23 protein-coding genes are annotated in these 25,595 nt (G+C 55.2%); 11 read left to right on the top strand and 12 right to left on the bottom strand.

What is annotated here, in order from left to right; translation table 11 throughout:
* Positions 1–10: 10 nt before the first annotated feature.
* The 5 genes from AC2CGP_RS06090 to sanA all read left to right on the top strand — a co-directional run bounded on the left by AC2CGP_RS06090 (position 11) and on the right by sanA (position 4,017).
* Positions 11–916 (top strand): LysR substrate-binding domain-containing protein, encoded by a 906-nt coding sequence (locus tag AC2CGP_RS06090; RefSeq protein WP_021464157.1) that lies wholly within the window; start codon positions 11–13, stop codon positions 914–916.
* A 112-nt stretch (positions 917–1,028) separates the two neighbouring features.
* On the top strand, positions 1,029–1,427 hold the full coding sequence (locus AC2CGP_RS06095) for a CidA/LrgA family protein (RefSeq protein WP_020078292.1): 399 nt from the start codon (positions 1,029–1,031) through the stop codon (positions 1,425–1,427).
* Positions 1,424–2,119, top strand: a complete 696-nt coding sequence (locus AC2CGP_RS06100) for a CidB/LrgB family autolysis modulator (protein WP_015365717.1) — start codon at positions 1,424–1,426, stop codon at positions 2,117–2,119. The genes AC2CGP_RS06095 and AC2CGP_RS06100 overlap by 4 nt, the downstream gene beginning before the upstream one ends.
* Positions 2,120–2,246: 127 nt before the next feature.
* Positions 2,247–3,131, top strand: coding sequence for a cytidine deaminase (cdd, locus tag AC2CGP_RS06105; RefSeq protein ID WP_015365716.1), 885 nt, complete (start codon positions 2,247–2,249; stop codon positions 3,129–3,131).
* A gap of 169 nt (positions 3,132–3,300) precedes the next feature.
* On the top strand, positions 3,301–4,017 hold the full coding sequence (gene sanA, locus AC2CGP_RS06110; protein WP_015365714.1) for an outer membrane permeability protein SanA: 717 nt from the start codon (positions 3,301–3,303) through the stop codon (positions 4,015–4,017).
* A gap of 70 nt (positions 4,018–4,087) precedes the next feature.
* On the opposite strand, the gene mglC is transcribed toward sanA, so the two are convergent.
* The 6 genes from mglC to folE form a co-directional block, all read right to left on the bottom strand.
* Complete coding sequence (mglC, locus tag AC2CGP_RS06115; RefSeq protein ID WP_015365713.1) at positions 4,088–5,098, bottom strand: galactose/methyl galactoside ABC transporter permease MglC; 1,011 nt, start codon at positions 5,096–5,098, stop codon at positions 4,088–4,090.
* Positions 5,099–5,113: 15 nt separating this feature from the next.
* Positions 5,114–6,634 carry a galactose/methyl galactoside ABC transporter ATP-binding protein MglA gene (mglA, locus tag AC2CGP_RS06120; RefSeq protein WP_015365712.1) on the bottom strand — a complete coding sequence of 507 codons (1,521 nt, stop codon included), beginning with the start codon at positions 6,632–6,634 and terminating at the stop codon, positions 5,114–5,116.
* Positions 6,635–6,749: 115 nt separating this feature from the next.
* Positions 6,750–7,748, bottom strand: a complete 999-nt coding sequence (gene mglB / locus AC2CGP_RS06125) for a galactose/glucose ABC transporter substrate-binding protein MglB (protein ID WP_015365711.1) — start codon at positions 7,746–7,748, stop codon at positions 6,750–6,752.
* 298 nt (positions 7,749–8,046) lie between these two features.
* A complete protein-coding gene (galS, locus tag AC2CGP_RS06130) occupies positions 8,047–9,069 on the bottom strand; it encodes an HTH-type transcriptional regulator GalS (RefSeq protein ID WP_045391291.1) in 1,023 nt (340 codons plus the stop codon).
* Positions 9,070–9,224: 155 nt separating this feature from the next.
* Entirely contained in the window at positions 9,225–10,382 is a 1,158-nt protein-coding gene (gene yeiB / locus AC2CGP_RS06135; protein ID WP_484502301.1) for a DUF418 domain-containing protein YeiB, read from the bottom strand.
* A gap of 15 nt (positions 10,383–10,397) precedes the next feature.
* Complete coding sequence (gene folE / locus AC2CGP_RS06140; protein WP_015365708.1) at positions 10,398–11,066, bottom strand: GTP cyclohydrolase I FolE; 669 nt, start codon at positions 11,064–11,066, stop codon at positions 10,398–10,400.
* 343 nt (positions 11,067–11,409) lie between these two features.
* On the opposite strand from folE, the gene fghA reads away from it, so the two are divergent.
* From fghA to arsC, 4 genes are all read left to right on the top strand, one after another.
* The gene (fghA, locus tag AC2CGP_RS06145; RefSeq protein ID WP_484502302.1) at positions 11,410–12,246 is read left to right on the top strand and encodes an S-formylglutathione hydrolase; all 837 of its coding nucleotides are present in this window, start codon (positions 11,410–11,412) and stop codon (positions 12,244–12,246) included.
* Positions 12,247–12,396: 150 nt separating this feature from the next.
* Complete coding sequence (locus tag AC2CGP_RS06150) at positions 12,397–12,717, top strand: metalloregulator ArsR/SmtB family transcription factor (protein ID WP_484502303.1); 321 nt, start codon at positions 12,397–12,399, stop codon at positions 12,715–12,717.
* Positions 12,718–12,751: 34 nt separating this feature from the next.
* Positions 12,752–14,041, top strand: a complete 1,290-nt coding sequence (locus AC2CGP_RS06155; RefSeq protein ID WP_484502304.1) for an arsenic transporter — start codon at positions 12,752–12,754, stop codon at positions 14,039–14,041.
* A 12-nt stretch (positions 14,042–14,053) separates the two neighbouring features.
* The gene (gene arsC / locus AC2CGP_RS06160; protein WP_484502305.1) at positions 14,054–14,488 is read left to right on the top strand and encodes a glutaredoxin-dependent arsenate reductase; all 435 of its coding nucleotides are present in this window, start codon (positions 14,054–14,056) and stop codon (positions 14,486–14,488) included.
* 69 nt (positions 14,489–14,557) lie between these two features.
* Here the strand turns inward: arsC and cirA are convergent, their stop codons facing one another.
* The 3 genes from cirA to yieE form a co-directional block, all read right to left on the bottom strand.
* Entirely contained in the window at positions 14,558–16,531 is a 1,974-nt protein-coding gene (cirA, locus tag AC2CGP_RS06165; protein WP_015365703.1) for a catecholate siderophore receptor CirA, read from the bottom strand.
* A 303-nt stretch (positions 16,532–16,834) separates the two neighbouring features.
* On the bottom strand, positions 16,835–18,304 hold the full coding sequence (locus tag AC2CGP_RS06170; RefSeq protein WP_045376788.1) for an amino acid permease: 1,470 nt from the start codon (positions 18,302–18,304) through the stop codon (positions 16,835–16,837).
* A 183-nt stretch (positions 18,305–18,487) separates the two neighbouring features.
* Complete coding sequence (yieE, locus tag AC2CGP_RS06175; RefSeq protein WP_015365699.1) at positions 18,488–19,354, bottom strand: DNA-binding transcriptional regulator YeiE; 867 nt, start codon at positions 19,352–19,354, stop codon at positions 18,488–18,490.
* A gap of 374 nt (positions 19,355–19,728) precedes the next feature.
* Between yieE and AC2CGP_RS06180 the strand changes: the two genes are divergently transcribed.
* Positions 19,729–20,778 carry a YeiH family protein gene (locus AC2CGP_RS06180; protein WP_032712050.1) on the top strand — a complete coding sequence of 350 codons (1,050 nt, stop codon included), beginning with the start codon at positions 19,729–19,731 and terminating at the stop codon, positions 20,776–20,778.
* 97 nt (positions 20,779–20,875) lie between these two features.
* Positions 20,876–21,730 carry a deoxyribonuclease IV gene (gene nfo, locus AC2CGP_RS06185; RefSeq protein ID WP_020078284.1) on the top strand — a complete coding sequence of 285 codons (855 nt, stop codon included), beginning with the start codon at positions 20,876–20,878 and terminating at the stop codon, positions 21,728–21,730.
* 53 nt (positions 21,731–21,783) lie between these two features.
* Here the strand turns inward: nfo and fruA are convergent, their stop codons facing one another.
* Genes fruA through fruB form a run of 3 tightly spaced genes read right to left on the bottom strand, consistent with a single transcriptional unit; the run spans position 21,784 to position 25,564 of the window.
* On the bottom strand, positions 21,784–23,478 hold the full coding sequence (gene fruA / locus AC2CGP_RS06190; RefSeq protein WP_484502306.1) for a PTS fructose transporter subunit IIBC: 1,695 nt from the start codon (positions 23,476–23,478) through the stop codon (positions 21,784–21,786).
* Between the two features lie 16 nt (positions 23,479–23,494).
* Entirely contained in the window at positions 23,495–24,433 is a 939-nt protein-coding gene (fruK, locus tag AC2CGP_RS06195; RefSeq protein WP_015365695.1) for a 1-phosphofructokinase, read from the bottom strand.
* Entirely contained in the window at positions 24,434–25,564 is a 1,131-nt protein-coding gene (gene fruB / locus AC2CGP_RS06200) for a fused PTS fructose transporter subunit IIA/HPr protein (protein ID WP_045412276.1), read from the bottom strand.
* Between the last annotated feature and the right edge of the window lie 31 nt (positions 25,565–25,595).

The raw sequence follows: 25,595 nt of genomic DNA on the forward strand, positions 1-25,595 counted from the left end.
TTATCGGCTGATGGCGAACTGGACGCAAAAGTTGAAGCTGCAGCATTTGAAAATGCTGGTGGCGCTGGGTGAGCAAGGCAATCTCACGCAGGTCGCGAAAATGATGAATATTACCCAGCCCGCACTCTCTAAGTGGCTGACGCAATTTGAAGAAGAAGTCGGCATGCCGCTCTTTGAGCGCCACAGTAAGGGCCTGCGCCCTTCGGAAGGCGGCAAACTGCTGCTTCAGCACGCCCAGCGGCTAATCAACGATATGTCGCGCTCGCAGTACGAGATCGAGCGCTTTAAGCAAGGCGGACTGGTCGGCAGCCTGATGATCGGCTGCTCTCCCGTGGCGACAGACTGCGTGGCGCAGGCGATCCTCTCCCTGCTTAAAGAGATGCCGACCCTGCATCTGAATATCGAAGAAAAAGTGATGACCCCGCTGCTGCACGACCTGCTCTCCGGCGTGGTCGATGTGGTCGTCGGACGTGTTGGCGGCCGCGCGCTGGAACTGCCGCTCAACTATCGTGTGCTCTATACCGAACCGGTGTGCTTCGTCGCCCGTCCCGACCATCCGCTGGCTAGCATGCCGCGTCTGAGCTGGGCGGATCTCGCCGTCTGGCGCTGGATAGTCTGGCCTACCGGCACGCCCATTCGTCAGAGCATTGATAACGCGCTGGTCGATAACGGCGTCATGCTGCCGGAGAATACTATCGAGTCAGCCTCAATGAATGTCACCAGCAATTTGCTGCAAAGCAGCGATATGATCTCTATTCTTTCTTTGCGGCTGGCGCAGCATTACGCCGAACATCGGCAGCTGACGATTCTGAATTTGCCGCGTATTGAACAAAAAGGTAGCGTTGGGGTGTTCTGGCGCAAAAGCGAAGTACCATCGCTGGCGCTCACTCGTTTTCTGCACTACCTCGCAGAATAAGGCCGCTGTTCCCATTTTCTATGCTGACGATGCCTAGAATTCATGATGTGATCGGTAGCACATTTCAGGGTTTAATTGTATGATGAATGGCAGTTCATCAAGGGTTATTACCATGAGTAAGTCGCTGAATATTATCTGGCAGTACGTGCGAGCTTTCGTCCTGATTTACGCCTGCTTGTATGCAGGCATTTTTATCGCCGGGCTACTGCCCATCACGATCCCCGGCAGCATTATCGGCATGCTGATTTTGTTCGTGCTGCTGGCGCTGCAAATTATGCCGCCGCAGTGGGTCAACCCCGGCTGCAACATTCTGATCCGCTACATGGCGCTGCTGTTCGTGCCTATCGGCGTTGGCGTAATGCAGTACTGGGATTTACTGCGTGCGCAGCTGGGACCGGTGGCGGTGTCCTGCGCCGTCAGTACTTTATTAGTCTTTTTGGTGGTGAGCTGGAGCTCGCATCTGGTCCACGGTGAACGCAAAATCATCGGGCAAAAAGGAAGTAAAAAATGATCCATGAAATGTGGTGGTCGCTACCGTTAACGCTGATTGTCTTTTTCCTTGCCCGCAAGCTGGCGGCGCGGTTTAAATTTCCGCTGCTCAACCCGCTGCTGGTCGCCATGGTGGTCATTATTCCTTTCCTGCTGGTCACCGGTATTTCTTATGAACGCTATTTTGCCGGCAGCAAAATCCTTAACGATCTGCTGCAGCCGGCGGTGGTTGCGCTGGCCTTTCCGCTATATGAACAACTGCACCAGATCCGCGCGCGTTGGAAATCCATCATCACCATCTGCTTTATCGGTAGCTGCGTGGCGATGATCACCGGTACCACCGTCGCTCTGCTGATGGGCGCCACCCCGCAAATCGCCGCTTCCATTATGCCAAAATCCGTCACCACGCCAATTGCCATGGCGGTCAGCGGCAGTATTGGCGGTATTCCAGCGATTAGCGCCGTGTGCGTCATTTTCGTTGGGATCCTCGGCGCGGTGTTCGGCCATACGCTGCTTAACGCCATGCGTATTCATACTAAAGCATCCCGCGGCCTGTCGATGGGTACCGCCTCGCACGCCCTCGGCACCGCGCGTTGCGCCGAACTGGACTACCAGGAAGGGGCGTTTAGCTCGCTGGCGCTGGTACTGTGCGGAATTATTACCTCGCTGGTCGCGCCTTTTCTGTTCCCGGTGATCGTCGCTGTTGTCGGATAATTGTGATTTGCATCACATTTATAAATGCAACAAATTATCGTTGCATAAACAATGAGACTTATGTCACATATGGGTCCCGTGCGGGCCCGTACACTAGCTTCCCATTACATTGTTATGAGGCAACGCTATGCACTCTCGTTTTCAAGCTGCTTTGACTAATCTGGCGGCAGACCTGCAGGCGGCCATCGCCCCGATGCTCGCAGACCCTCACTTCCCGGCGCTGCTCGAAGCCGATCAGGTGGCGACGCTACAACAAGCAACAGGTTTGGATGAAGACGCGCTGGCCTTTGCGCTACTGCCGCTTGCCGCCGCCTGCGCCCGCGCCGATCTTTCTCACTTTAACGTTGGCGCTATCGCCCGCGGCGTGAGCGGTCGCTGGTACTTCGGCGGCAACATGGAATTCCTCGGCGCCACCATGCAACAGACCGTCCACGCGGAACAGAGCGCCATCAGCCACGCCTGGCTACGCGGCGAAAAATCCCTGCGCGCCATTACCGTCAACTACACGCCTTGCGGTCACTGCCGCCAGTTTATGAATGAACTGAATAGCGGTCTGGCGCTGCGCATTCATCTGCCGGGTCGCGAAGCGCACTCCCTGCAGCACTATCTGCCGGACGCCTTTGGCCCGAAAGACCTGGAAATCAAAACTCTGCTGATGGATGAGCAGGATCACGGCTTCCCCCTCAGCGGCGATGCGCTCACGCAGGCGGCTATTCAGGCGGCGAACCGCTGCCACGCGCCGTACAGCAACTCCCCTTCCGGCGTGGCGCTGGAGCTGAAAGACGGCACCATTTTCTGCGGCAGCTACGCGGAAAACGCGGCGTTCAATCCAACACTACCGCCGCTACAGGGCGCGCTGAACCTGCTGAGCCTTAACGGTTACGACTATCCGGATATCCAGCGCGCGCTGTTGGCCGAGAAAGCCGATGCATCGCTTATCCAGTGGGATGCGACCGTCGCGACCCTGAAAGCGTTGGGCTGTCAGAATATCGACCGCGTGCTGTTAGGTTAATTAGCCTGATAGCCTGAGCAGATTGCCGGATGCGCCTTTGGCTTCTCCGGCCTGGATTCGGTAATCTGCCATATTGCTGAAAATCCCCGCAATTAAACGATGGTTTCTTGCGCTTACCCGGCGGGTAAAGTAGCCTGAAGCTTCCCTCGTCCACCATTGAGTCAAGTTCATGTTAAAGCGTGTGTTATACAGCCTGTTAGTCCTGCTCGGCCTGCTGCTGTTGACCGTGCTGGGTCTTGACCGCTGGATGAGCTGGAAAACCGCGCCCTATATTTACGATGAGCTGCAGGATCTCCCCTACCGCCAGGTGGGCGTGGTGTTGGGCACTGCCAAATATTATCGCACCGGCGTGATCAATCAGTATTATCGTTATCGGATCCAGGGCGCGCTCAACGCCTACAATAGCGGTAAGGTTAATTATCTGCTGTTGAGCGGTGACAACGCCTTGCAAAGCTATAACGAACCGATGACCATGCGCCGCGATCTGATTAAAGCCGGCGTCGATCCGGCGGATATCGTGCTGGACTATGCCGGTTTCCGTACCCTCGATTCGATCGTGCGCACCCGCAAAGTGTTCGATACCAATGATTTTATTATTATCACCCAGCGCTTCCATTGCGAACGCGCGCTGTTTATCGCCCTGCATATGGGGATTCAGGCGCAGTGCTATGCGGTGCCTTCGCCGAAGGATATGTGGACCGTACGTCTGCGCGAGTTTGGCGCCCGGTTTGGCGCGCTGGCGGATCTCTATATCTTCAAACGCGAACCGCGTTTCCTCGGGCCGCTGATCCCCATTCCGGCGCAGCAGCATGAAGTTCCGGAGGATGCGCAATCCTACCCGGCGGTCACGCCCGAGCAGTTACTGGAGCTACAGAAAGAAAAATAGCCGCCGTCGTTTTATCGAATTTCAGGCATAAAAAACCCGCGCCAGGCGCGGGTTTTTTATATGTTCAATCTTATTTCTTACGCGCGTACTTCAGTGAATCCAGCGCCACAGCGAAGATGATAATCGCCCCTTTAATAATGTACTGCCAGTATGGATTGACGCCAATGTAGGTCAGACCATAGTTGATGACGGTAAAAATAATGACCCCGGTCACCACGCCGAAAACCGTACCCACGCCGCCGCTGAAGGAAACGCCCCCCACCACGCAGGCGGCAATCGCATCCAGTTCGTACATAAAGCCGAGGTTGTTGGTCGCCGAACCGATACGTCCGGCTTCCAGCAGCCCGCCGAAGGCGTAAAACACCCCGGACAGGGCATAAATCATCAGCAGGTTCAGCGCCACGTTAACGCCGGAGACACGCGCCGCTTCCGGGTTGCCGCCGATAGCGAAGATGTTTTTACCGAAACGGGTTTTATTCCACAGGATCCACACGAAGAAGATAGCGATCAGCGCGTAGAAAGTGATGTACGACAGGCGGAATGAACCTAAAGCGACAAAGCCCTGGGCAAACTGCGAGAAGTGGCTGTCGAAACCGGAAATCGGCGACGCGCCGACAAAGTCGTAGTACAGGGAGTTGATACCGTAAACGATGATCATCGTCCCCAAGGTAGTGATAAACGGCGTCACGTTGAGATAGGCAATGACGATACCGTTAATCAAGCCAATCACCGCGCCGATCGCGCAGACCAGCAGAATCACCAACGGAATCGGCATGGTCGCCATCTCCGGGAACACCTTGTTGGCGTTATCCACCGCCTGCAGCATGGTAGCCGCTACCACCGCCGCCAGACCCACCTGACGTCCGGCGGAAAGGTCGGTCCCCTGGGTGACAATCAGTCCGGCGACGCCGAGCGCGATGATAATACGTACCGAGGATTGCGTCAGGATGTTACTTAAGTTCAACAGACTTAAGAAGGTCGGGTCCTGGAAAATAATAATGGCCAGTAAGACCAAAAGTACAACGTAAATCCCACCCTCTTTCAGGTAAGTGAGGAAACTCTTTTTATTTAACGCACTCATGGAAAGCCCCTGATCTCAAAGGTGCAATGATGCAAGACGCAGAATTTCATTTTGCGTCGTGGTTTTGGTCTCAACAATTCCGGCAACCAGCCCGTTACTCATAACCAGAATACGGTCGGTAATTCCCAGCAGTTCCGGCATTTCGGAAGAGATAATAATGATGCCCTTATCTTTTTTGGCCAGTTCGGCAATCAGCTGATAAATTTCGAATTTGGCCCCGACGTCAATCCCGCGGGTCGGTTCATCAAGCATTAATATTTCCGGTTGGGTTAATAACCAACGACCGATAATAACCTTCTGCTGATTCCCGCCGGAAAGCGAACCGATTTGCGTTTGATGGCCTGGGGTTTTAACCCGCATGGAATCGATAACCCATTGGGTGTCGCTTTTCATCCGCGAATTATCCAGCAGACCGACCTTGTTTTTATACTTCTTGATATTTGATATCAGCGAGTTAAAACCAATATCGAGGTAAGCATAAATTCCCGTCGAGCGACGCTCTTCGGTCACCAGCGCAAAGCCGTGGTTTATCGCCTCGTTAGCGCTATGGTTATTAATTTTTTTGCCATGCAGGGTAATTGTGCCGCTGGCCTTTTCGCGGATGCCAAACAGCGTTTCAACAATATCGGTACGTTTAGCGCCCACCAGTCCGGCAATGCCGAGGATTTCACCTTTATGCAGATCGAATGAGACATCGCGAATTGACGGCTGGCGCAGCGAGGTCAGGTTACGAACTTCAAGGATTACTTCGCCCGGTTTGTTTTGTTTATCCGGAAAACGCTGGTTCAGCGAACGGCCAACCATCATCGCGATGATCTTATCCATATCCAGCCCCTCCAGCGGCTGGGTGGCAATCCACTGACCATCGCGCAGGATCGTAATCTCATCGCATAGCTGAAATATCTCCTCCATTTTATGGGAGATATAAACAATACCGCAGCCACGCTCTTTCAGCTTGCGGATTATTTTAAACAGGTGATTGACCTCTTTTTCTGTCAGCGATGAGGTAGGCTCATCCATAATGACGATTTTCGCGTCATAGGAGAATGCTTTGGCAATTTCAATCATCTGCATCTGCGATACCGATAAAGTCCCCACGCGAGCGCGCGGATCAATATCAATATCGAGTTCATCAAATATCGCTTTGGTATCGCGATACATTTTATCCTGATCGACAAACATGCCTTTGGTGGGGTAACGTCCCAGCCACATGTTGTCCATGACCGAACGTTGAAGTACCAGGTTTAATTCCTGGTGCACCATAGAAATACCGTTTTCCAACGCTTCTTTCGCCGAATGGAAATCGATTTCTTTTCCCTGAAAAAGAATACTGCCGGAATCTTTTTGATAGATTCCAAATAAGCATTTTAATAATGTCGATTTACCCGCGCCATTCTCACCCATTAATGCATGGATAGAGTGCGGACGAACCTTCAGGTTGACATTATCAAGAGCTTTAACGCCGGGGAAAGATTTGTTGATGTCACTCATTTCCAACAAATATTCGCCCGACTGTACGCTATTATTGCTGACCATAGTTATACCTGGCTGCGTTCGTGCCGATCCGCGACGATAAGTTATATCGCAGCAAAATCGGCTTCGGTATCAGGAATAATCGGGCGCGCGAGCGCGCCCGCAATGCATGAAGAACTTATTTACCGATAAACTGGCTGAGGTTGTCTTTATCTACGCCTACGTACGGTACGCGGACAATCTTATTCTCAATTTTCCAGTTGGTGCCAGCAGCGGGCTCTTTGCCGTCAGCCAGGTTCTTCGCCAGATCGAAGGTCGCTTTGGCCTGGTTGTTGGCGTCGTTCAGCACGGTACCGGCCATCGCGCCGGATTTCACCAGCGCCAGCGCTTCAGGCAGGGCATCGACGCCGAACACCGGAATGCTGCTCTTGTTATGCGCTTTCAGCGCTTCTACCGCGCCCATCGCCATCGCATCGTTGTTCGCGATGACCACTTCGATTTTGTTGGCGTTCGGGCCGGAGAGCCAGGCGTCCATTTTATCTTTCGCTTGCGCGGTATCCCACATGGCGGTATCTAACGCCAGTTGCTGAGTTTTAAGACCTTTTTCATTCAGCTCTTTGATAACGTAGGAAGTACGCGCTTCGGCATCCGGGTGGCCCGGCTCGCCTTTCAACAGAACAAACTGAATCTGACCATCTTTGTTCAGATCCCAGTTTGGATTCGCTTTCCAGTGTTTGGCGATAAGATCGCCCTGGATAATCCCGGATTCTTTGGAGTCGGTACCCACATAATAGGCTTTATCGTAGCTATCCAGCGCCTTGCGCGACGGCTCTTTGTTAAAGAACACCACCGGCACATTTTGCCCGCGCGCTTTGTCGATAACCGTACCCGCCGCCGCCGGGTCAACCAGGTTGATCGCCAGCGCCTTCACCCCTTTCGCCAGCAGCACGTCGATCTGATCGTTCTGTTTGGACTGATCGTTCTGCGAGTCATTCATCAGCAGTTGCACGTCCGGCGCAGATTTGCCGTCTTTTTCGATAGCTTTACGCACGACGGACATAAAGTTGTCGTCATACTTGTAGATCGTAACGCCGATACGGGTATCCGCGGCATGCGCTGCGGCGCCGAAAAGCATACCAGCCATGACGGCGGACAGAGCTAAGACCTTCTTATTCATGGAATCTCCGGTTTTATTATTTTGCATCGTTTTTTTTGGCGTGAAGATAGCTGGCGGGAGTTGTTACATTAGGGTTACCGCACAACGATATTCACAACGTTAATTCTGTCTTCCGTGTAGGGTAACGCTCCAGAAAAACGGCTTCATCAAGTGCCTAACCTATTGTTTAAGATGATGTTTAAACGCATCATCAGCACAGTCTGGTTCGGACTGGTCAACGCTGCCATCATAAACAGCGTAATGTTAATATACTGTGAATTTACTCACAGATTGAAAGCGGTTACATCGATGGATAGATTCAGTTAGTGATCGGCCCCACACTTTGCTTCTGCGTCACAGAATGGCGGCGCACCAGCGTGGGCATAAAACAGTGGCTGGCCTCACTATCGAGTTTTCCTGCCGCCCCTTGTAGCGCCAGTTCAGTAGCCAATTTGGCCATCGACATAATGGGATAGCGCACCGTGGTCAGCTGCGGATCGGTGTAACGGGAAATGGGAATGTCATCAAAGCCAATCAGCGAGAGATGCTGCGGCACAGCAATGCCGTTATCCTTGAGGGTGGTGAGCGCGCCAGCAGCCATACTGTCGTTATAGGCAAACACTGCCGTCAGGCCTAAATTACGCCCAAGCAGTTCCACCATCGCCGCTTCGCCGCCCTGCATATCCGGCGATCCCGAGCCAATCCAACTTTCCGGGGCGATAATACCCTGCTCCTGCAGCGCCTTACTCCACCCTTCACGGCGCAGTTCATCATCCTCAATGCCGTGGTTGGAAGAGAGATAGCCAATCCGCTGATGGCCGTGATTGAGCAGCATCCGCGTAGCCATGAGCGCGCCGCTGACGTTATCGAGACCCACACAGCGGTGCGCGAAGCCGGGTACAATGCGGTTAATCAGCACCATGCCCGGAATATGCTGCATAAAATCGCCGAGTTCGGCATCGCTTAACGCTTTCGAATGCACGATAAGCGCCGAACAGCGCTGGCGAATCAGCACCTCAATGGCGTTGCGCTCTTTTTCAGCTTCATGATAACTGTTGCCGATCAGGACATATTTCTGGTGCTGCTGCGCGACGGTATCCACCGCTTTCACCAGCGCGCCGAAAAAGGCGTCCGACACATCCATCACCACCACGCCGATGGTATCGCTAACCTGGGTCGCCAGCGCCTGGGCATTGGCATTGGGTCGATAGCCCAGCTGCGCGACCGCTTTCATCACCGCTTCCCGCGTATCCGGGCTCACCAGCGCGCTGTTGTTCAGCACCCGTGAGACCGTCGCTACGGAGACCCCCGCCTGACGGGCGACATCACGAATGGTGATCATGGAGACCCACCTTAATAGCATTACAATACGTCACACCCACCTCCTGTGTTCAGCAAGGTGGCTATTCTGGCAGTGACGCGCGCCGCGCTACGTGAGTGAGGTCACACCGCTGGAAACGGTTACATCCATTTTGTTAATGATTGTGATCGAGATCGTTATACGGATGTATCTCTTGTTGTTGTCCCTGAGGCTCTCAGGGTTAACTGACGCCATAGCCACTCAACGGGCCCCTGGCGGAAATGACGCAGCCAAAACTGCGAGAAGAGGAGATTAACGGCCCACACCGCCGGCACAAAGGCCAACAGCTGAAAACGGTCAAATTTCATAAACAGGCCGAGATGATAGAACAGCGTGGTGCAGATCAGGGTTTGCAGTAAATAGTTACTGAGCGCCATCCGCCCAACGCAAGCAATCGCGCCGACCAGACGGAAGCGGCATAATTGCGGCCAGAATCCCCACGCCAGCGCGGCATAGCCGATAGTTTGAAGCGGCGCGCCAAGTTCACGCGGCGCCTGCAGCAGAAAACCGCACCAGCGGTAGTCCCATTGCAAGTACCACTGCGCGGCGATGGCCGGCACATTCACCGCCATCCCGGCAATAATCAGCACCAACCCGACGCGGCGGTAGTGACTAAGGCTAAACTGCCCTTTCAACCAGCCGCAGCGCATTAGCGCCGCGCCCATTAGCATCATCCCCGCCAGCTGCCAGCCGTACTGCACGCCCAGCGCCACCAGGTTACCGGACAGCATATCCGCGCGATTGCTCACCGCCTCCATACCGCCTTTGAGCTTCCAGAACTGTTCATACTGCACATTCGCGGCATCGGGCACCCATGACCGGCTGGCGCCGTTGGCGGAAATCAATCCCAGCAATACCAGCACCGCAATACCGATGAGATATAGCACTACGCCGGTATTAAATAGCGATTTAACGTGTTGGGCATCGCGTACCATGCGCCAGGCAATTAGCCCCACCAGCGCATAGGCCAGCAGAATATCGCCATCCCAGAAAAAGAGGCCGTGAATAAAACCAAGTAGGGCAAGCAGCGTTAGCCGTGACTGGATCCAGCGTTTACCGCGTACCAGCAGCATTTGTAATCCGGCGCCGAACAGCAGAGCAAACAGGGTGAGGAATTTCACCTGCGCAAACAGGTCGAGGATTGCCCAGCTCCAGGCGTCGCTCAGCGAAATACTCCCGGCCCATGCAGGATTAAGATAGGCCGCCTTCGGCAAGCCGAAGGCGGTGATATTCAGTAGCAGAATGCCGAGGATGGCGACGCCGCGAACGAAGTCCAGCGTGACGTTTCTCTCCATGCACCCTGCTCCGAATTAATTGTGGTGACGTACGGCGCGCAGGAACTCCTGGCGGGTATTCTGGCTGGATTTAAACAGACCGCCAAGCGAAGTGGTGGTCGTGGCGCTGGTCGCATCGCGGATGCCGCGCGCTTTCACGCAGTAATGCACCGCGTCAATGGATACCGCGACGTTACTGGTACCGAGCAGGGTCTGCAGCGCAGTGAGGATCTGCTGCGTCAGGCGCTCCTGCACCTGCGGACGCTGGGCAAAGAACTGCACGATGCGGTTAATTTTCGACAGGCCGATTACCGAATCTTTCGGGATATAAGCTACGGTCGCTTTGCCGTCAATCGTCACAAAGTGATGTTCACAGGTACTGGTCAGCGTGATATCGCGAACCGTCACCATCTCGTCAACTTTCATTTTGTTTTCAATAACGGTGATTTTCGGGAATCTGGCATAATCCAGACCGGAGAAAATCTCATCAACGTACATTTTTGCGATGCGATGCGGAGTCTCCATCAGGCTGTCGTCACTGAGATCAAGATTCAGCAGCTGCATAATCTCAGTCATGTGCCCGGCGATCAGACGCTTGCGCGTTTCATTATCAATTTCTTGTACTGGCGGACGCAGCGGCGTCTCCAGCCCACGAGCGACCAGCGCTTCATGAACGAGTATGGCTTCTTTACTCAATGATGACATTTAGGTTCTCCTGCAGGTGTGGCGCTCTTTGCTCTTCTGAGGGCAAAGTTTGCACTCATTGTGCGTGAGGTGGCGCACATAATCCAGTAGCCGTCACGATAATTATTGAAATTGGCGCAACCTTTCATTTTTACCGCTGCGGTTGGACGTTGTCGATGCGCCACGCCAGCGAGCCCCGCCGCTACCGCGCGCAATCATAAGTACTGTAGATGTTCTGAGATGTTCTTTATAACTCGTATTAATGATGCAATAGCTTTGCGCGACGGGAAAGTGAAAGTTGCTCACCGGTTAATGAAATATCTGTATTATTAAGCATTACACATAGATACCCGAGGAGCCCTGCATGGAACTGCTTGAAGAGCATCGCTGTTACGAGGGTCGACAGCAACGCTGGCGTCATCACTCCAGTACCCTGAACTGCGCCATGACGTTTAGCATCTTTTTACCGCCGGCGACGGAAACCGCCCCGCCGCCGGTGCTGTACTGGCTATCCGGTTTGACCTGCAATGACGAAAACTTTACCACTAAGGCCGGCGCTCAGCGGATAGCCGCCGAACTTGGCATTGCGCTGGTGATGCCCGACACCAGCCCGCGCGGTGATGACGTCGCCGATGATGCCGGTTACGATCTCGGTAAAGGCGCAGGTTTTTACCTCAACGCCACTCAGGCGCCGTGGGCGGCCCATTTTCGCATGTACGACTACCTGCGCGATGAGCTGCCGCAGTTGATTAACCGTCAATTTAAGGTCGCCGACCGTTGCGCTATCAGCGGCCACTCGATGGGCGGCCACGGCGCGCTCATCATGGCGCTGAAAAACCCAGGGCGCTTTACCTGCGTCTCGGCCTTCGCGCCGATCGTCAACCCATGCAAAGTTCCGTGGGGACAAAAGGCGTTCAGCGCCTATCTCGGCGATGATGAGGCGACCTGGCAGGAGTGGGACAGCTGCGCACTCATGCAGGCAAGCCAGGCCGGGGATGCCATTCCCACATTAATTGACCAGGGTGACGCCGACCAGTTTCTCGGTACCCAGCTACAGCCCGCGGTGCTGGCGGAGGTAGCGCGACAGAAACAGTGGCCGCTGAGCCTGCGTATCCAGCCCGGCTACGACCACAGCTACTATTTCATTGCCACCTTTATAGAAGATCATCTGCGCTTCCACGCGAAGCATCTGTTTAAGTAACCCTCTATTTCCCTCCGCCGGGCATCCTCCGCTTGCCCGGCTTTATATCTTTGTCAGGAACTATCTTGTCGCTACGGGCGATAATTTGTTATTTAAAACACAACATATATGATTTAGCATATATGTACCTCCATGATAATCTGGTCAACCATGATAAAACCTATCCAGCTATTTAAAATTCTGGCGGATGAAACCCGTCTAGCCATCATCATGTTGCTGCGTGAGTCCGGCGAACTGTGCGTCTGCGATTTGTGTGCCGCCACCGGGCAATCCCAGCCGAAAATATCGCGTCATATGGCGATATTACGTGAGTCCGGACTGGTGCTCGACCGTCGGCAAGGGAAATGGGTCCACTATCGCCTCTCGCCCCATATGCCGGCTTGGGCGGCGAAGATCATTGCCGCATCCTGGCAGAGCATGAGAGAAGATATTGACGAATGGCGCAAGAAATCAGCGTGTAGCACCTGTTGATACATATATATAAACGCATATATCGGAGTAGAGAATGTTGTTGGCAGGTAGTCTCTTTTTATTCACGCTGGTGTTGGTTATCTGGCAGCCCCGGGGCCTCAGCATCGGCTGGAGCGCGAGTATTGGCGCAGTGCTGGCGCTGGTCAGCGGCGTTATTCATCCCAGTGATATTCCTGTGGTCTGGAATATCGTCTGGAACGCAACTGCGACTTTTATCGCGGTAATTATCATCAGCCTGCTGCTCGATGAATCGGGCTTTTTTGAATGGGCCGCGCTGCATGTCTCCCGCTGGGGCAACGGGCGCGGTCGTCTGCTGTTTAGCTGGATTATCCTGTTAGGCGCGACCGTTGCGGCGCTGTTTGCTAACGATGGAGCAGCGCTCATTCTGACTCCCATCGTCATTGCCATGCTGCTCGCTCTGGGGTTCAGCAAAAGGACAACATTGGCCTTTGTCATGGCAGCCGGGTTTATTGCCGATACCGCCAGCCTGCCGCTTATCGTTTCTAATCTGGTAAACATTGTCTCTGCTGACTTCTTCCGGCTTGGTTTTACGCAATACGCCTCTGTAATGGTTCCTGTTGATATTGCTGCCATCGCGGCCACGCTGGGCATGCTGCATCTGTTTTTCCGCCGGGATATTCCGGCAACCTACAACGTCACTTTGCTGAAAACGCCTGCCAGCGCGATTAAAGATCCCGCAACCTTCAAGGCTGGCTGGGTTGTTCTGCTTTTGTTGCTGGTTGGTTTCTTTGTTCTTGAACCGCAGGGGCTGCCCGTTAGCGCCATCGCCGCTGTCGGAGCCGCTGTTCTGTTTGCCGTTGCGAAAAAAGGTCACGCTATCAATACCGGTAAAGTATTGCGCGGCGCGCCCTGGCAGATCGTTATTTTCTCGCTGGGTATGTACCTGGTGGTCTACGGTCTGCGCAATGCGGGCTTAACGGAATATCTGTCGGGTGTCCTGAATATGCTGGCGGATAAGGGACTGCTGGCGGCAACGTTTGGCACGGGCTTCCTGACCGCTTTCCTGTCGTCGGTAATGAACAATATGCCAACGGTCCTGGTGGGCGCGCTGTCGATTGAAGGAAGCACCGCTTCTGGCGTTATCAAAGAAGCGATGATCTACGCCAACGTGATTGGGTGCGATTTAGGCCCCAAAATCACGCCAATAGGCAGTCTGGCGACCCTGCTGTGGCTGCACGTACTGTCGCAGAAGAGTATGACCATCAGTTGGGGATATTACTTCCGCACCGGCATCATCATGACGCTACCCGTGCTGTTTGTCACTCTGGCCGCGCTGGCGCTGCGGCTCTCTCTCACTCTATAACGAGACACTTATATGAGTAATATCACCATCTATCACAACCCGGCCTGCGGCACGTCACGTAATACGCTGGAGATGATCCGTAACAGCGGTAATGAACCCACCGTTATTCACTACCTTGAAACACCGCCGACTCACGATGAGCTGGTTAAACTTATCGCAGAGATGGGGATCGCGGTGCGTACTCTGCTACGCGAGAATGTTGAACCTTATGCCCAGTTGGGACTCGCGGAGGACAAGTTCACCGACGAACAGTTAATAGAATTTATGCTCGCTCATCCCATCCTGATTAATCGCCCTATTGTGGTCACTGAACGGGGAACCCGCTTATGTCGGCCTTCTGAAGTGGTGCTGGATATCCTGCCCGATCCGCGGCAAGGCGCTTTTAGCAAAGAGGATGGAGAAAAGGTGGTGGATGAAAGAGGCAAGCGGCTGATACCTGGCGGATAGCGGCGTACACGTTTTATCGGGGCTGCCGCCACTGAAGTTACTTCAGCGGCGGCAGACAGTTTATCGCTATCAGAAGCGGTAATCGACGGCCATAAAGTAGCGACGGCCATCTTCGGTATAGCTGTAATCGTCGCGGTTCAGATCTTTGTCGCCAACGTTAAGCACGCCGGAGCGCAGTTTCACGTTTTTACTGACCTGCCACGCGGCGCCGATATCGAACATGGTATAACCGCCTGGGGTTTTACCCGTCGCGCTTACTGCACGCTGCTCGCCGGTATAGTTGGCCGTGACGTAGAAAGACCAATCTTCAAGCGGCTTCCAATCGAGCGTACCGTTAGCGGTATGGAACGGCAGCGTCTGCAGCGGTTTATTGCCGCCATTGCTCAGATCGCGACCATCGTTATAGGTGTAGTTGACCGTCAGTTTCCACTCTTCGCCAAACGGCACTTTCACTTCGGTCTCTACGCCTTTAATCCGCGCTTTGTTGACGTTGAAGTAGCGGAATACCGGCACACGCTTACCGTTCACGGTCTTCCAGCCGACGAAGTTCGGGTAACCCGGCGCTTCGCTGGCGCTGGAGGTGCGCAGGATGTCGATCATATCGTCAACGTTGTTCTGGAAGGCGGTCACGCTGCCTTCAACCCCTTCCAGCCAGCCCTCTTCACCGCTGTAATACAGACCGAGCTCAAAGCTTTCGCTGGTTTCCGGCTTCAAATCCGGGTTACCGATAATGCTGCAGCTACCGCGACAGGAGTTGGTGGTCCAGTCCGGGTTCAATTGCAGCAGCGACGGCGCTTTAAAGGCCGTAGCCCAACCGCCTTTCACGGTCACGGTATCGGTGGCGTTATAGACCAGATACGCACGCGGGCTCCAGTGATCGCCGTAGGTTTGGTGATCGTCCATACGGATGCCGGTGGTCAGCGCCAGCGGTTCAAAGATCCGCCACTCGTCTTCGAGGAATAGCGCGTACTGGCTGGCGGAAGTCGATTTGCCGCCGCTGCTCAGGTTCACCGGATCTTTGAGTTTATCGTGGCGCCATTCGCCGCCGAGGGTGACGATCTGGTTGATCATACCCAGCGGCATCACATATTTACCATCGACCGCATTACTCTCAGAAGTAATAGTGCCCGCCTGCCCTGGATTTTTGTTATCCACTTTCTCGCCGTAGAATTTCACTTCGCTATTGCCGACATCCCAGCGCCCGTTATGGGTCAAAGAGTAGTTCTGACGTTCGAGGCGGTTTTTGTCGAGCGAGTCTGAATCGCGATCCTGGCGATCGAAACCGTAGCCGGCGGTAATGTCCTGATTCTCCGTTGGCGTCCAGGCGAACTCAACGTTACCGTCGCGGCTGGTAAAGCCTTCAATGCGCGGCGTTTCGCCCGCGGCGTTGCTGGAAGATTGCTGATCGTCTTTACTGCGTTTCGCCAGGCTGCCGTAGGCTTTCATCCCCAGCACGCCGTCAATCAGCGGGCCGCTGGTGAAGAACTGGCCGTTATAAGTGTCACCGCGATCGCGGTGTTCCTGAATGGTGGCATCGCTGCTGAGGGTACCGGTCCATTTCTGGCCGATTTTTTTGGTAATGATATTGACCACGCCGCCGAGCGCATCGGAACCGTACAGGGAAGACATCGGGCCGCGCACTACCTCAATCCGTTCGATGGAGTCCACCGGGATCCAGTTCAGATCGAAATCGTTATGGCGGAAGACGGCATTACGCGAGTTGACGCGTTTGCCATCGATCAGGATCAGCGTATAGCTGCTATCCAGACCGCGGATGCTGACACCCTTGCGGTTATCCCCTTCGTTGGTGAGCTGAACGCCAGGCACATCGCGCAACACGTCCTTCAGGTTCTGCACCGGCTTACGCTGCAAGTCCTGTTGGGTGATCACGCTGATACTGGCGGGGGCATCTTTGACGCTCTGTTCAGTCGCCGCGGCGGTGACAACCAGCGTTTCGTCATCATTTGCGGCCAGCGCCGGAAATGCCAATGCTACGACGGACGCGCACAGTCCCGCCCGGGCAAAAGGGTTTAACCTGAACATACCAAATCTCCATGAGGTCAACTACAAATCAAACAAAGGGTGCTGCTTGCACATCCTGTCGACACGCGGCTCTGGCGGCCGCGCGCAATTTTTTTACAGTCGATGTGGCTGGTCACCCCTTGCCTTTCGTAGTTGAGCGGCAAGATATGGAGATTGGCTTCATCCTGAATTTTCCGAAATGATAAGGATAATGATTACAATTATCAATACAATTATGAAGAAGTGTGTCCGTTTGTAAGCCTTGCTGGCATAAAAAAAGCCCTCTTTAAAAGAGGGCTTTATCGAAAGCGGTAGAGTGTGGAATTAGCCTTTAAAGCGTTCCGGGAACTTCATTTCGCTGTAGCGCACGAAGCGGGTACCTTTCACCAGCTTGTAACCAAACCAGATAACCAGGAACAGCGGAATGCCGATGTAGGTCGCAGCCACGCCGCCCCAATCAATAGTATCCTTGAGGAAGGCTTCGTAGTTCTGGCCAAGGGTGATGATAAGGCACAGTACGAAGGCGAAGATCGGCCCCAGCGGGAAGAACCCGGAGCGGTACGGCAGGTTATTAATATCGTTACCCTGCAACACGTATCCACGACGGAAACGGTAGTGGCTGATCGCAATACCCAACCAGGCGATAAAGCCAGTCATCCCGGAGGTATTCAGCAGCCACAGGTAAACCGTCTGGTTGCCGAACATTGAGGTCAGGAAGCACAGCGCCGCAATCACGGTAGTCGCATACAGCGCATTGCGCGGTACGCCGCCTCTCGACAGCTTCGAGAAAATGCGCGGCGCTTTGCCGTCGCACGCCAGGGTATACAACATACGCGTAGAGGCGTACATCCCGGAGTTACCCGCCGACAGCACCGCCGTCAGGATAACCGCGTTCATGATCGCCGCCGCAGAGAGCAGACCGGCGTGCTCGAATACCAGAGTGAACGGGCTAACGGAAATATCTTTAACGTCGTTACGCAGCAGGCTCGGATCGGTATACGGGATGATCAGGCTGATAATCAAAATCGCAAAGACATAGAACAGCAGGATACGCCAGAACACCTGACGCACCGCGCGCGGAATGTTCTTCTCCGGATTTTCCGATTCGCCCGCGGCAATACCGATGAGCTCGGTGCCCTGGAAAGAGAAGCCGACAATCATCGCCACGCCGATCATCGCCGCAAAACCGCCGGCAAACGGCGCGTCATCAATGCCCCAGTTGCTCCAGCCCGCCGGCGTGGTGCCTTCGAAGATGCCAAAAATCATCATAATGCCGACGATGATAAAGATAATCACGGTGGCAACTTTAATCAGCGAGAACCAGTACTCCGCTTCGCCGAAGCCGCGAACCGAGATCCAGTTCAGCAGGAACATGATGCCGAGGAATAAGGCGCTCCAGATCCAGCCGGGTGTATCCGGGAACCAGTAGCTCATCACCAGCTGCGAAGCAACGAGGTCAACGGCGATAGTCACCGCCCAGTTGTACCAGTAGTTCCAGCCCAGCGCGAAACCAAAGCCTTCTTCTACGTAGTTCTGACCGTAGGTGGCGAAGGAGCCTGAAACCGGCATAAACGCCGCCAGCTCGCCGAGACTGGTCATCAGGAAATACACCATCAGACCGATCAGAATGTAGGAAAGCAGCGCGCCGCCGGGGCCTGCCTGAGAAATTGTTGCGCCAGAGGCAACGAAAAGACCTGTACCGATGGAACCGCCAATAGCGATCATGGTCAAGTGGCGCGCTTTTAGCTCGCGGCGGAGCGTGGGCGCTTCTGTGGTTTTAGTTTCCGAAACCATGTGAAAATGCTATCCATCCAAAAAATGAGGCGCGATTGTAGCAGACGATCGTCCATCCATCCGGTACAAATGCAAAGTTATAAGAGAGCTTCATGATCTGACACAAATTATTAGTAAAGCAGTAATCCTGCATTGGCGCATAAAAAAACAGACAAAAAATCGTGGCTTACGTCGTTGCTAGCGCTACACCTCGCAGTAGCGGATAAAGCGCTGCAGCGCCTTGGAAACATGTTTTTGCCGATGGCGAATACGCCACAACGTGCGCGTCAGGCGCGGCAGCGGCAGCTTGAGCTCCACCAGCGTTCCGGCCTCCAGCTGTTCGGCAATGACTCGCCGAGACAGGCAGCTGATGCCTAGTCCGTGGCGCACCGCATGTTTAATCGCCTCTGAGTTGCCAAGCTCCATGCCTAACTGGAACGCGGGCAGATGCGACAACAGCACATAATCGACGATCTCCCGCGTGCCGGAGCCATGCTCGCGCAGGATCCACTGCGCTTCCGCCAGCCGTTGCAGCGTCAATTCGCCCTCTAAGAACGGCGAATCAGGGGCGGCGAACACCACCAGTTCATCTTCAATCCACGGCTCGGCGATAATATCCGCCGCGTGGCATGGCCCTTCAATCAGGCCAATATCGACGCGCAAATCGCTGACCGCATTGATCACATCCTGGCTGTTGCCGACGCTCAGCTCCAGCGGCAGTTCAGGGAAGTCGCGGCGGTAGCGGGCGATGATTTCCGGCAGAATATAGTTGCCGATGGTGCTACTGGCATAAACGCGGATTGCGCCATTATCGCCGCGAAACAGCTGTTCTATCTCTCCGGCGCGCTCCAGCAGCGCCAGCGCCCGCGGGTAGAGCAAGCGGCCATGCTCGTTGACCACCAGCCGTTTACCGACGCGGTCAAACAGCTGAACGCCGAGTTGCCCCTCCAGGTCGGTTAGCGCCGCGCTCACCGCCGACTGCGACAGCGCCAGCATCTGTGACGCCTGCGTCGTTGACCCGCTTTTCAAAACCTCAGCAAAAACTTCCAGTTGCCGTAGCGTGATATGCATAACTCACCTGTTTATTAGCCCAAGCTGGATAACCGTCAACGCTATGGTGACATAAATCAGCAGGGCTGTGGCCTGAAGGATGAAGGGTATAACCCAAAATCATTCGTGCTGCAGAAAGGCGGCAAGTGAGCGACAAATTCGTCAGGAACGAATTTGACCAGTCAAAGGCTGGCCTCCGGTGAGGGACAAGGATGTCCCTCATTAATCCCCAGGAGCTTACATCAGTAAGTGACTGGGGTGAGTAAACGCAGCCAACACATCTGCAGCGCGAAGGATGAAGGGTTTATCACTTATTCCGATAGATTATAAATATATAATCAATTTTATTTTTAAACCAGCCAGTCGTATTCTTTGCCCAGACAAAGGAGAAGGTTATGACAGCACTCACTTTACCCACTAAACATCGCACCCTGTGGCATTTCGTCCCAGGCCTGGCGCTGACCGCCGCGTTGACCTGCGCCGCCCTGTGGGCAGGCAGTTTCCCTGCTATCGCCGGCGCGGGCTTCAGCGCGCTGACGCTGGCAATCTTGTTCGGCATGGTGGTCGGTAACACCGTTTATCCCAAAATTTGGCAGTCCTGCGACGGCGGGGTGATTTTCGCCAAGCAGTATCTGCTGCGCCTGGGGATCATTCTTTATGGTTTTCGTCTGACGTTTGCCCAGATTGCTGACGTCGGCGTCAGCGGGATCCTGATTGACGTACTGACGCTGTCCAGCACTTTCTTTATCGCCTGTTTCCTCGGGCAGAAGGTTTTCGGGCTCGATAAACATACCAGCTGGCTTATCGGCGCCGGTAGCAGCATCTGCGGCGCCGCGGCGGTCCTGGCCACCGAGCCGGTCGTCAAAGCCGAAGCCAGTAAAGTGACGGTCGCCGTGGCGACAGTGGTTATCTTCGGTACTATCGCTATCTTCCTCTACCCGGCGATGTACCCGCTGCTGGCGCACTGGTTCACTCCGGAAGCCTACGGCATCTATATGGGCTCCACCATGCATGAAGTCGCTCAGGTGGTCGCCGCCGGTCATGCGGTTAGCCCGGACGCCGAAAATGCGGCGGTTATCGCCAAAATGCTGCGCGTGATGATGCTGGCTCCGTTCCTGCTGTTCATTGCTGCTCGTGTGAAACAACTGGCGCCAGCCGGTAACGGCGAAAAGAGCAAAATCACCATTCCGTGGTTTGCCATTCTGTTTATTCTGGTGGCGGTATTTAACTCCTTCCACCTGCTGCCGAAAGCCGTCGTCGATATGCTGGTCACCCTCGATACCGTACTGCTGGCGATGGCGATGGCCGCGCTGGGCTTAACCACCCACGTCAGCGCACTGAAAAAAGCCGGTGCGAAGCCGCTGCTGATGGCGCTGATGCTGTTCGTCTGGCTGATTGTTGGCGGCGGCGCGATTAACTTCGCTATCCACCACCTGATTGGCTAAGCAGTAAGTTTTCTCGTCGATATTCATTCATTGCTGTAACTCTCCGGTTAAGCCGCTATCATTACCCTCCCCCCAGCGGCTTAACTGGAGTTTTTTTATGAAATATATTGGAGCGCACGTTAGCGCCTCCGGCGGGCTGGCCAATGCCGCCATCCGCGCCGCCGAAATCGAAGCGACCGCCTTCGCCCTGTTCACCAAAAATCAGCGTCAATGGCGCGCCGCGCCGCTCACCGACGAAGCGATTGCCGAATTCAAAGCCGCCTGCGAAAAATATCACTTCGGCCCGGGGCAGATCCTGCCGCACGACAGCTACCTGATTAACCTCGGTCACCCGGTCGAAGAAGCGCTGGAGAAATCCCGCGAGGCGTTTATCGATGAATTAACCCGCTGCCAGCAGTTGGGATTAACGCTGCTCAACTTCCATCCGGGCAGCCACCTGCAGCAGATCCCGGAAGATGAATGCCTGGCGCGTATCGCTGAATCCATCAACATCGCGCTGGCGAAAACCGAAGGCGTGACCGCGGTTATCGAAAATACCGCCGGTCAGGGCAGTAACCTCGGTTTTAAATTTGAGCATCTTGCCGCCATCATTGACGGCGTTGAAGACAAATCCCGCGTTGGCGTCTGCATCGATACCTGCCACGCTTTCGCCGCCGGCTATGACCTACGCAGCGCGGAGGAGTGTGAAAAGACCTTCGCCGAATTCGAACGGATCGTCGGCTTCCAGTATCTGCGCGGCATGCACCTGAATGATGCCAAAAGCGCTTTTGGCAGCCGCGTCGACCGTCACCATAGCCTGGGTGAAGGCAATATCGGCCATGATGCTTTTCGTTGGATCATGCAGGATAACCGTTTCGATGGTATCCCGCTGATTCTGGAAACCATTAACCCGGATATCTGGGCGGAAGAAATTGCCTGGCTGCGGGCGCAGCAGACCGCCGAAGTGGCCTGAATCCAGACACAAAAAAAGGGCCGACAAATCGGCCCTTTTTTATTGCGCTTATATTACGCCGCTTTTTCAGCTTCCGCCGCCGGCGCTTCCGGGCGCTTCAGCACCGCGTAAGAGAGACCCGCAACCAGCGTACCGGCAATAATCGCCAGCAGATAACCCAGCACCGGAGTGATGGCGCCTGGGATCAGCAGAACGAACAGACCGCCATGCGGCGCCATCAGTTTCGCGCCTACCGCCATCGAGATAGCGCCGGTCACCGCGCCGCCAACGATACAGCAAGGCAGTACGCGCATCGGGTCACGTGCGGCGAATGGAATCGCCCCTTCGGTAATGAAGCACAGACCCAGAACCAGCGCCGCTTTACCGCCTTCACGCTGCGATTTATCGAACTTGTGGCGGGCAATCAGCGTCGCCAGGCCAAGCGCCAGCGGTGGCACCATACCGGCCGCCATAATCGCCGCCATCGGCGCATAGGTTTGAGTACTCAACAGACCCACACCGAAAGCATAAGCCGCTTTGTTCACCGGGCCGCCCATATCGGTACACATCATGCCGCCAAGGATCGCGCCGAGCAGCACCGCGTTCGCCGTCCCCATGGTTTGCAGCCAGTGGGTGAGCCAGGCCAGGATACCCGCCACCGGTTTACCGATCAGGTAGATCATCGCCAGACCAACAATCAGGCTGGAAATCAGTGGAATGATCAGAATCGGCTTCAACGCTTCCATACTCTGCGGCAGTTTCAGCTTAGTGCTGATTAACTTCGCCACATAACCGGCAAGGAAACCGGCGATAATACCGCCGATAAAGCCGGAACCGCCGCTCACGGCCAGCATACCGCCGATAAGGCCAGGCGTCAGACCCGGACGGTCAGCGATGGAGAAAGCGATAAAGCCAGCCAGTACCGGCACCATCAGCGCAAAGGCTGAACCGCCGCCGATTTGCATCAACGCCGCCGCCATGGTGTCTTTCACTTCAAACGCTTTAATACCGAACGCGAACGACAGCGCGATACACAGACCGCCTGCTACCACCATCGGCAGCATGTAGGAGACGCCGGTCAGCAGGTGACGATAAGCGCCAGCCGACTCTTTTTTACCTTCGCCGGAGGCCTGCGGTTTGCCGGATGGCTGGTACGGTTTTGCTTCCGCAACGGCTTTATCCAGTTCCTGCGCGGTTTTCTTCAGCGCCAGTCCGGTAGTGGTGCGATACATCGGTTTACCAGCGAACTTCGCCAGATCGACTTCGATATCGGCGGCGACGATCACCAGATCTGCCTGCTCCACCTCTTCCGGGGTAATGGCATTACCGGCCCCCACTGAGCCACGGGTTTCTACTTTCACCCACCAGCCGCGTTTTTTGGCTTCAGTTTCGATGGCTTCCGCCGCCATAAAGGTATGAGCTACGCCGGTCGGACAAGCGGTAACGGCGACAATACGTTTCTGCCCCTGGGCGGCGGCCGGAACGGCTACCGCCGCTGGCGCAACGTACGGCTTAGCGTGATCTTTCGCTTCACCCAGGAACAGCTCCGGATGGGCGACAGCACGGTTGATATCGCCCAGATAGACGTTTTTACCATTCAGCGCGCTATCGGCCGGCAGCGCGGTCCCCAGTACGATGGCCAGTTCGGCATCGTTCGGGTTATCAATCAGCTCAAGGTGCGCTTTCTGCGCCGCGGCGCTGAGCAGGGTCTTCGCCATGTAGGCGCGAGCCTGGCCAAGCCCGGCATCAATAATCAGCAGCGTTTTCATTATGCCTCTCCTGCTGTCAATTAAAGGGTTGTAAGTCGACGCGCGCCATCATTGCGGCCAACTGGGTACGATCGGTAATGCCAACGTTGCTCTGGCTGACGGCCAGGGCGGCGACGGCGGTCGCCAGGCGCAGGGTATGCTCGCTGGATTCACGCATCAGCAGGCCGTAAATCAGGCCGCCGACCATCGAATCACCGGCGCCGACGGTGCTGACGACCTCTACTGAAGGCGGTTTGGCAATCCATTCGCCGGAGGCGTTAACCCACAGCGCGCCCTCTTCGCCTAACGAAATCACCACGTGGGCGATACCTTGCTCGCGCAGCGCATGGGCGGCGTCGATAACATCTTTCATCTCCGGCAACTTGCGGCCAGCCCAGATTTCCAGCTCGCGGCGGTTTGGTTTTACCAGCCACGGCGCGGCTTTCAGCCCTGCAACCAGCGCTTCACGGCTGCTATCGAAAATAATGCACGGGCACTGGCTGCGCAGGCGCGTCATCCAGTCGGTAAAGGCTTCCGGACTCACGCCGGACGGCAGGCTGCCGCTGACGCAAACCATATCGAACTGCCCCAGCCAGCTCAGAGAATCATTAACGAAACGCTCCCAGTCCGCCGGTGTCACTTCGAAACCGGAGAAGTTGAAATCGGTCACTTCGCCATCTTTTTCCGTCAGCTTGACGTTAATACGGGTACGCCCCTGCACCACCTGGAAGCGGTTGGCGATACCCAGCTCGCTAAACAGCTGCTGGAAGCCATCCTGGTTATCTTTACCGAGGAAGCCGCCGACGGTGACGTCGATGCCAAGATCTTTCAGCACCTTCGCCACGTTGATACCTTTGCCTGCCGCATGCAGGCCGGTAGTACGTACCAGGTTCACTTCGCCACGTTCGATTTCCGGGGTGAAACCCACCAGGTCGTATGCCGGATTTAAAGTAATCGTTGCTACACGTCTGCTCATTTATGCGCCCTCCCCAAGGCCTGCGGCGATCGCTTCGCCAATCGCATCCAGCGCTTGTTGCGCATCTTCACCCTGCGCGGTAAAACGCAGACGGTGACCTTTTTTCACACCCAGCGCCACGACCTTCATCAGGCTGCGGCCATTGGCCGGCTTGCCGGAACCATCGAGGTTGGTAACGGTAATGTCGCTGGAGAATTGTTTAATCGTATTCACCAGCATCGTGCCCGGACGTGCGTGCAGCCCGTGCTCGTTGCGTACCACAAACTCGGCGTTCAGCACGTCTTCAGCAATGGCGTCGTCGCTGGTCAGCAGCGCCAGCAGCGTGGCGGCGTCGGCTTTTAGCAGATGCTCCGCTTTTTTATCAATAAGCAGATTGCTCAGGCGATTAAGCACCGCGGTCGGCTGCTCATCGGCCATCGCGACGGTGATCAGCAGCGCCACCGGCTGCCCGTCAGCGGTAAACGCATTGGCGGCGCGACTCACGGCGATAGCGCTGCGCAGGTTGCCTTCCGCACAGTCGTTCAACCAGATCCCCTGGCCCAGGTTGAGCGGCGCATCATTAATAGTGCGGCTGACGAAATCGGCGTTTACCGCCCCTGCCTCTTTCAGCCGCGCGGCGTTCAGCGCCTGCAGCGTCAGCAGATCGTTGGCGACCACGTCGAGGCTTAACGTTTCGTTGTCGAGCTTCAGCGCTTCGCTTTGCTTTTCGCCCATCAGCAGAGCGCGCAGTTCTTCTGCGGTGGTGACGGTTCTCAACTGTTCAGCCACCGAATCGTCGCTCAGGACGTGCGTCAACTGACGCAGCAGACCGAGGTGCTCGTCGGAGCTGGCGGCAATACCGATCGCCACATAAGCGGTTTGTCCTTCTCCCCAGGTCACGCCCTGCGGGAACTGATACACCTGTACGCCCGTTTTCAGAACCTGGTCGCGGGTATCGGTGGTGCCGTGCGGAATAGCGATGCCATTGCCGAGGAAAGTGGAGGTCTGCTGCTCGCGGGCAAGCATACCGTTAACGTAGCCGTCAGCCACATTACCCGCGCTAACCAGCGCGCCAGCAATCTGACGTATTGCCTCTTCTTTATTCGCGGCCTGCTGGCCGGGATGGATATCCTGTACAGATAACTGGAACATAGTTCTCCTCTCCGCTGAATTGAATCGTTTC

The sequence above is a fragment of the Klebsiella sp. SYXHC3 genome (genome assembly GCF_057196925.1).